General features: G+C 61.9%; 2 protein-coding genes. Both read left to right on the plus strand.

Annotated elements, in window-relative coordinates; genetic code table 11:
- Window positions 1–76 precede the first annotated feature (76 nt).
- Entirely contained in the window at window positions 77–463 is a 387-nt protein-coding gene (gene tnpA / locus GCT19_RS42180) for an IS66-like element accessory protein TnpA (RefSeq protein ID WP_152855102.1), read from the plus strand.
- On the plus strand, window positions 460–798 hold the full coding sequence (gene tnpB / locus GCT19_RS42185) for an IS66 family insertion sequence element accessory protein TnpB (protein WP_152855103.1): 339 nt from the start codon (window positions 460–462) through the stop codon (window positions 796–798). The genes tnpA and tnpB overlap by 4 nt, the downstream gene beginning before the upstream one ends.
- The last annotated feature ends 243 nt before the right edge of the window (window positions 799–1,041 follow it).

Here is a 1,041-nt window from a genome sequence, read left to right on the forward strand (position 1 = left end):
GTAAGCGCCCGGCCATCCCGTCTTGAGTAGCGTTGAAGGTCTTGGGAGCATCGTGTGCACTTAAATAGGTGGACACGTGAACACTATCGAAGAAGAGGCACCGGTTGGAAGGCGTCGACGCCGGCGATATAGCGTCGAGTTCAAAGCCCAGGTGGTGGCAGCCTGCCGAAGACCGGGTGTATCGCTTGCGGCCATCGCCCTGGATCACAGGCTGAACGCAAACCTGCTCCGACGTTGGGTGGAACAAGCCGAAGGGAATGCTCGGGTGCCCGTCGCGAGCAGCGATGTGGCAGTGCCGTCGGCACAGGCACCGGCATTTGTGCCGGTACCGCTCGACACGATGAACGTTCGTCCGGCCGAGATCCGCGTCGAGGTGCGTCGCGCGAACCAGTCGATAACGATTAGCTGGCCGATATCAGAGGCAGCACAATGCGCCGCCTGGCTGCGTGAGTGGCTCGCATGATCCGCATTGATCAGGTGTGGCTGGCGGTCGAGCCGCTGGACATGCGGGCCGGCTTCGATACGGCACTTGGCCGGGTGATAACCGTATTCGGCGCCGCGCATCCACATCATGCTTATCTGTTTGCCAACCGGCGGGCCAACCGTCTGAAGGTACTGGTTCACGACTGGATTGGAATCTGGCTGGCAGCGCGACGGCTGAACGAGGGACAGTTTGTGTGGCCTCACCCTGGTAGCGAACCGAAGCATCATGCGCTCACGCAGGAACAGCTCGAAGGTCTGGTGGTGGGTTTGCCGTGGCAGCGCATCGGTCCTAACGGCGTGATTCGCGTCGTATGACGCCCGCAAGGACGTAAACGGTGGCGCTTTCCCGGTCTCCAAGGTTCTGGCAGACTCGTCTGCATGAACCTGCCCGCCGATCTTAACGCCCTCAGCCCGGAACAATTACGCGCGCTTGCCGCGCAGCTGATTGCCCAGGTCGAGGACAGGGAGCGGGAGATTAACGCCCACGCATTACAGTGATCTGCGTGCCGTGGTCTACGACTTCGCCGAGAGCCCGGGCAGGCGAACATGCCCGCGCGT

Origin of the sequence: Paraburkholderia atlantica (assembly GCF_009362785.1) — a bacterium.
Taxonomy (GTDB): Bacteria; Pseudomonadota; Gammaproteobacteria; order Burkholderiales; family Burkholderiaceae; genus Paraburkholderia; species Paraburkholderia atlantica.

Bases quoted from the DNA above. Each gene is read 5' to 3' on its own strand.
- tnpB (WP_152855103.1), top strand. From the start codon at position 460: ATGATCCGCATTGATCAGGTGTGGCTGGCGGTCGAGCCGCTGGACATG.